Source organism: Scandinavium sp., from assembly GCF_051650185.1.
Lineage (GTDB): Bacteria > Pseudomonadota > Gammaproteobacteria > Enterobacterales > Enterobacteriaceae > Scandinavium.
In genome coordinates this window covers 1-6,423 of the sequence record NZ_JBOFIN010000024.1, presented here as the reverse complement: position 1 = coordinate 6,423, position 6,423 = coordinate 1, and the positions used below count along the sequence as shown (strand labels likewise).

6 protein-coding genes are annotated in these 6,423 nt (G+C 53.8%); 3 read left to right on the top strand and 3 right to left on the bottom strand.

Annotated features, from left to right (window positions below):
• Positions 1-186: 186 nt before the first annotated feature.
• A complete protein-coding gene (ppiC, locus tag ACRCWW_RS02805; RefSeq protein WP_008501570.1) occupies positions 187-468 on the bottom strand; it encodes a peptidylprolyl isomerase PpiC in 282 nt (93 codons plus the stop codon).
• An 83-nt stretch (positions 469-551) separates the two neighbouring features.
• Here ppiC and rep point away from each other — a divergent pair, with 83 nt between their 5' ends.
• Entirely contained in the window at positions 552-2,576 is a 2,025-nt protein-coding gene (gene rep / locus ACRCWW_RS02800) for a DNA helicase Rep (RefSeq protein ID WP_438681035.1), read from the top strand.
• Between the two features lie 48 nt (positions 2,577-2,624).
• Here the strand turns inward: rep and gppA are convergent, their stop codons facing one another.
• Both gppA and rhlB read right to left on the bottom strand, forming a co-directional pair.
• The gene (gene gppA, locus ACRCWW_RS02795) at positions 2,625-4,112 is read right to left on the bottom strand and encodes a guanosine-5'-triphosphate,3'-diphosphate diphosphatase (protein ID WP_438681036.1); all 1,488 of its coding nucleotides are present in this window, start codon (positions 4,110-4,112) and stop codon (positions 2,625-2,627) included.
• Between the two features lie 7 nt (positions 4,113-4,119).
• Positions 4,120-5,388 (bottom strand): ATP-dependent RNA helicase RhlB, encoded by a 1,269-nt coding sequence (gene rhlB / locus ACRCWW_RS02790; RefSeq protein WP_438681034.1) that lies wholly within the window; start codon positions 5,386-5,388, stop codon positions 4,120-4,122.
• 152 nt (positions 5,389-5,540) lie between these two features.
• Here rhlB and trxA point away from each other — a divergent pair, with 152 nt between their 5' ends.
• Entirely contained in the window at positions 5,541-5,870 is a 330-nt protein-coding gene (trxA, locus tag ACRCWW_RS02785) for a thioredoxin TrxA (RefSeq protein WP_330985223.1), read from the top strand.
• A 329-nt stretch (positions 5,871-6,199) separates the two neighbouring features.
• A partial coding sequence (locus ACRCWW_RS02780) for a Rho termination factor N-terminal domain-containing protein (protein WP_438681033.1) occupies positions 6,200-6,423 on the top strand: 224 nt, incomplete at its 3' end.

The window sequence follows — 6,423 nt, the reverse complement described above, 5'->3', positions numbered from 1 at the left end:
AACGGGAAAAATGGGAAGCTAATAATCGGGGCGATGATGCGGAAGCTGGCGCAGATGGCGTATGGCGTCCTGAAATCAGGACGCCCTTTCGATGCCACTCAGCATATGGAAAATGCTTGCGTGGCATAACAGTATCTACAAAACCTAAGATGTAGGCCGGGTAAGGCGTCGCCGCCACCCGGCTTTTTATTTGCGATAAAGAACTTTAATCACGTGGTAGCCGAACTGGGTGTGCAGCGGGCCGGTTGGCTCCAGCACCGGGCAAGAGAAGACCACTTTATCAAACGCCGGGACCATCTGACCCTGACGGAACTCGCCTAAGTCTCCGCCTCGTTTGCCTGATGGGCAGATGGAGTGTTTCTTCGCAAGCTTGCCGAAATCGGCGCCATTTTTGATTTGCTCCAGAAGGTCCAGAGCCAGTTTTTCTTCTTTTACAAGGATATGCAGTGCTGCTGCTGTTTTTGCCATGATTGTGCCTTGAGTGGTGTGGTTCAGGCTCGTTATACTACCACGCTCTATTTCTGCCCTCCCGTTTTTCATTGAGTGACCCTATGCGTTTAAACCCCGGACAACAACAAGCCGTCGAATTCGTCACCGGACCTTGCCTGGTGCTGGCGGGTGCTGGTTCCGGCAAAACTCGCGTTATCACCAACAAGATTGCCCATTTGATCCATCAGTGCGGCTATCAGGCAAAACACATTGCGGCGGTGACGTTTACCAATAAAGCCGCTCGTGAAATGAAAGAGCGTGTGGCGCAAACGTTGGGGCGCAAAGAGGCGCGCGGGTTGATGATTTCCACGTTCCACACGCTTGGGCTTGAAATCATCAAACGTGAATTTGCCGCGTTAGGGATGAAATCGAACTTTTCTCTGTTCGACGACACCGATCAGACTGCACTGCTCAAAGAGCTGACAGAGGGGATTATCGAAGACGATAAGGTGCTGTTGCAGCAGCTGATCTCGACGATCTCCAACTGGAAAAACGATCTGATGACGCCATCGCTGGCCGCAGCGCAGGCGAAGGGGGAGCGCGATCGTATTTTTGCTCATTGTTACGGACAGTACGACGCGCACATGAAGGCGTGCAACGTCCTGGATTTCGATGATCTGATCCTGCTGCCAACGCTGTTGCTGCAACGTAATGAAGAAGTGCGCGAGCGCTGGCAGAACAAAATTCGTTACCTGCTGGTGGATGAATATCAGGACACCAATACCAGTCAGTACGAACTGGTGAAACTGCTGGTGGGCAGCCGCGCACGCTTCACTGTTGTAGGCGATGACGATCAGTCAATTTACTCCTGGCGTGGTGCGCGTCCGCAAAACCTGGTACTGCTGAGCCAGGACTTCCCGAAGCTACAGGTCATTAAGCTCGAGCAAAACTACCGCTCTTCAGGGCGTATCCTGAAAGCGGCGAACATCCTGATTGCCAATAACCCGCACGTCTTCGAGAAGAAACTGTTCTCCGAGCTGGGTTATGGCGTCGAGCTGAAAGTGCTGAGCGCTAACCACGAAGAGCACGAAGCGGAGCGCGTCGCCGGGGAGCTTATCGCCCATCACTTTATCAACAAGACCGCTTACAAGGATTACGCGATCCTTTATCGCGGTAATCACCAGTCCCGTGTGTTCGAAAAGCTGTTGATGCAAAACCGCATTCCGTACCTTATTTCTGGGGGCACATCCTTCTTCTCGCGCCCTGAGATCAAAGATTTGCTGGCTTATCTGCGAGTGTTGACCAATCCGGATGACGACAGTGCTTTCCTGCGTATCGTCAACACGCCAAAGCGTGAGATTGGCCCGGCAACGCTGCAAAAGCTGGGCGAATGGGCGATGACTCGCAACAAAAGCATGTTTGCCGCAAGCTTTGATATGGGTCTGACCCAGACGCTGACCGGGCGTGGCTACGAGTCGCTGACGCGTTTTACACACTGGCTGGGCGAAGTACAGCGCCTGGCGGAGCGTGAACCGATTGCTGCGGTGCGAGATCTTATCCACGGCATCAATTACGAATCCTGGCTGTTCGAAACCTCCCCAAGCCCGAAAGCCGCTGAAATGCGCATGAAAAACGTCAATACGCTGTTTGGCTGGATGACGGAAATGCTGGAAGGCAGCGATCTGGAAGAGCCGATGACGCTGACCCAGGTTGTCACCCGCTTCACACTGCGCGACATGATGGAACGCGGTGAAAGCGATGAGGAACTCGACCAGGTACAGCTGATGACGCTGCACGCCTCGAAAGGGCTGGAATTCCCTTATGTTTATCTTGTGGGTATGGAAGAAGGTTTACTGCCGCATCAAAGCAGCATCGATGAAGATAACGTCGATGAGGAGCGCCGTCTGGCGTATGTCGGGATCACCCGAGCCCAGAAAGAGCTGACTTTTACCTTATGTAAAGAGCGCCGCCAGTATGGCGAGCTGGTTCGTCCGGAACCCAGCCGTTTCCTGCTCGAATTACCGCAGGACGATTTGATTTGGGAGCAGGAGCGTAAAGTGGTGTCGGCGGAAGAGCGGATGCATAAAGGGCAGGCGAACGTGGCGAATATCAAAGAGATGTTAGCGCGGGCAAAAGCTAAGCCGTAATCGGTGTGTAGGCCGGATAAGCGTACGCGCCATCCGGCAAAGACAGGATTACTCTACGGTCAAAGGCCAGTGCACATAGCTTTGCCACTGGCTTTCCTGCAACACCAACTCTGCGCCAAGCGGATGATTTTCCAGCCAGCCTGAAGGCAGTTTTAACGCCAGCGCTTCACCTTCCACGCTTAACGTCATGTCGGGAACCAGATCGTCACGGCGGCGGCTGGCAAACAAAATCGCCAGGCGCAGCAGGCGGCAGAGCCTGTCAGCAACGCGTGGAGAGACTGCGTTTTGCTGATGCAAAGAAGGAAGATCAACCGTATTGGTTTGATTGAGCACTAACGTCGCCAGCAGCTTTTTCTGGGCGGGGGTAAAACCCGGTAAATCCAGATTGCGCACCAGGTAAGCCGCGTGTTGCGGGGCTTGCTTAAAATCCACGCTCAGCCCAATTTCATGCAGATGGCAGGCACTTAGCAGCAGATCGCAGCTTAATGGCTCGATATCCCACGTTTCCCCGATCTGATCGACGAAATGCGAAGCCAGTTGCGCCACGCGCTGAGCTTGTTCGGTATCGACCATAAAACGACGCTGGATATTACGTAGCGTGCGGCTGCGAATATCCTGATCGACCGCCAGATGCAGCATCCCGTAAACCAAACCTTCACGCAGGGCTCCGCCAGCCAGCGTCATGCACTGAATACCCAGCTCGTTGAAAATGGCCAGCAGAATAGCGAGGCCACTGGGGAAGACCAGCGCACGTTCCAGCGTCAGGCCTTCAATCTCAAGTTCTTCAAGACGACCGCACTGGATGGCGCGCTGTTTCAGCTGTTGCAGTTTGGCGAGCGTGATGCGCTCGTCCATGCCCTGCGCCATCATGATTTCCTGCAATGCCTGGACGGTGCCAGAAGCGCCGACGCAGACTTTCCAGCCATTGTTGCGCAGTTCATTGGCAACCGGGCGCAGTACTTCACGCGCAGCTTGTTCGGCAGCATCGAAATGAGCCTGTTCAAGGTTACGGTCGGTAAAGAAGCGTTCCAGCCAGGTGACGCAGCCCATGGAAAGGCTAAACAGCGAGGTTGTTTGTGCGCCCACACCGGTGACGAGTTCAGTACTGGCTCCGCCGATATCGACGACCAGACGGCGTTCATCGCCGCCAGTGGTATGCGCCACGCCCTGATAAATCAGGCGCGCTTCTTCTTCACCGCTGATGACCTGAATCGGGCAGCCGAGGATCTCTTGTGCTTTGGCGATGAAATCGCTCGCATTGGCCGCCAGACGCAGCGTTGCGGTGGCGACCACACGGATTTGGGCGTGGGGAATATCCTGCAGACGTTCGGCAAACAGACGCAAACATTGCCAGCCTCGCTCCATCGCTTCGGGTGACAGCGTGTTATTGCTGTCCAGCCCGGCGGCGAGCCTGACTTTGCGCTTGATGCGCGTCAGGGTTTGAATGCTCCCCGCCACTTCGCGCACAACCAGCATATGAAAACTATTAGAACCGAGATCGATAGCTGCATAAAGCGAAGAGGCGGTACTGAGCATAGCGCGTTTAACCTGGACGACGACGATTACGCGGTGCGCCACCTGAGCGACGCGGGCCATTGCCTGGACGAGCACGCGTCAGGCGCAACGCCTTCGGCAGATCGTTCATCAGGGCATCCGGATTGTATTTGCTCTGCGGGATCGAATGACCAATGTAGGTTTCGATAGCGGGCAAATTCAGGGCGTACTCTTCACAGGCGAGGCTGATAGAGTGGCCGCTGGCACCGGCACGACCGGTACGACCGATGCGGTGAACATAGTCTTCGCAATCGTCTGGCAGGTCGTAGTTAAAGACGTGCGTCACGGCTGGAATATGCAGGCCGCGTGCCGCAACGTCGGTTGCGACCAGAATATCGAGATCGCCGCGAGTGAATTCGTCGAGAATACGCAGGCGTTTTTTCTGTGCAACGTCGCCGGTCAACAGGCCAACGCGATGACCGTCTGCTGCCAGATGGCCCCAGATGTCTTCACAACGGTGTTTGGTGTTGGCGAAGATGATGGCGCGATCTGGCCACTCTTCTTCAATCAGCGTTTGCAGCAGGCGCATTTTTTCTTCGTTAGAAGGGTAGAAGAGTTCTTCTTTAATGCGGTGCCCGGTTTTCTGCTCTGGCTCCACTTCCACGTACTCGGCGTTGTTCATCTGCTCGAAAGCCAGCTCGCGAACGCGGTAAGAAAGGGTTGCGGAGAACAGCATGTTCAGGCGCTGATTGGCCTGTGGCATGCGGCGGAACAGCCAGCGAATATCTTTGATAAAGCCGAGATCGTACATGCGGTCGGCTTCGTCCAGCACCACGACCTGGATCGCGCCCAGGTTAATGTGATTCTGTTTTGCATAATCAATAAGACGGCCAGTGGTGCCGATCAATATATCGACGCCGCTTTCCAGGACTTTGAGCTGCTTGTCGTAGCCGTCGCCGCCGTAGGCGAGACCAAGCTTCAGGCCGGTCGCATTTGCCAAAGGCTCTGCATCCGCATGAATCTGGACTGCCAGTTCACGCGTAGGTGCCATGATCAGAGCGCGAGGTTGGTTAACCTGACGGTTCTCTGCGGCCGGGTGAGAGAGAAGATAATGGAACGTTGACGTTAAAAACGCCATCGTTTTGCCGGTTCCGGTTTGCGCCTGCCCTGCAACATCACGACCCGCCAGTGTCAGCGGGAGGGCCAGTGCCTGAATGGGCGTGCAATTATGAAACCCTTTCATTTCAAGGGCTTCAATCACTTTTGGGTGCAGGGCGAAGTCGGAAAACTTCTGTTCTGTTAAATGTGTTTTGCTCATAGTGTGGTAGAATATCAGCTTACTATTGCATTAAGAAAGCGTATCCGGTGAAATAACGTCAACCTTTTAGTTGGCTAAAGCAACATCAACACGACGTTGATTGTTGATTAATGCTACACCAACACACCAGGCTTATTCCTGTGGAGTTATATATGAGCGATAAAATTATTCACCTGACTGACGATAGTTTTGACACGGACGTACTCAAAGCTGACGGGGTTACTCTCGTTGATTTCTGGGCAGAGTGGTGCGGTCCGTGCAAAATGATTGCCCCGATTCTGGATGAAATCGCTGAAGAGTTCGAAGGTAAGCTGACCGTTGCGAAGCTGAACATCGATGCAAACCCAGGCACAGCGCCGAAATACGGCATCCGTGGTATTCCGACCCTGCTGTTGTTCAAAAACGGCGAAGTCGCTGCCACGAAAGTGGGCGCGCTGTCTAAAGGCCAGCTGAAAGAATTCCTCGAAGCAAACCTCGCCTAATCCAGACGTTGCCGATGTGGCGCCCAGTGTTCTCCTAAAATGTCAGGACCGCTGGACGCCCGTTCATAGTCGTGCTAAGTTAACGTTGACTTCGTTTTAAACATACCTTATGTAGTTTGAATCTGATTTAGCCAAACCTTCCCGTACCACTACTTACGCGTGAAGTTGCAAGATTCCAGGCTTATCACTATTTCCGTCTCGTCGTTTCAGTTCTGCGTTCTTTCCTTGACCAGGCAGCGTACAGACATGAGTTGATGGCCGTAAACAGGCACGGATGACCCTGCCATACCATTCACAACATACGTTCGAGATTTACCCCTCACACCACTATGAATCTTACCGAATTAAAGAATACGCCGGTTTCTGAGCTGATTACTCTCGGCGAAAATATGGGGCTGGAAAACCTGGCCCGTATGCGCAAACAGGACATCATTTTTGCCATCCTGAAGCAGCACGCGAAGAGTGGCGAAGATATCTTTGGCGACGGTGTGCTGGAGATTCTGCAGGATGGATTTGGTTTCCTCCGCTCCGCAGACAGCTCCTACCTCGCCGG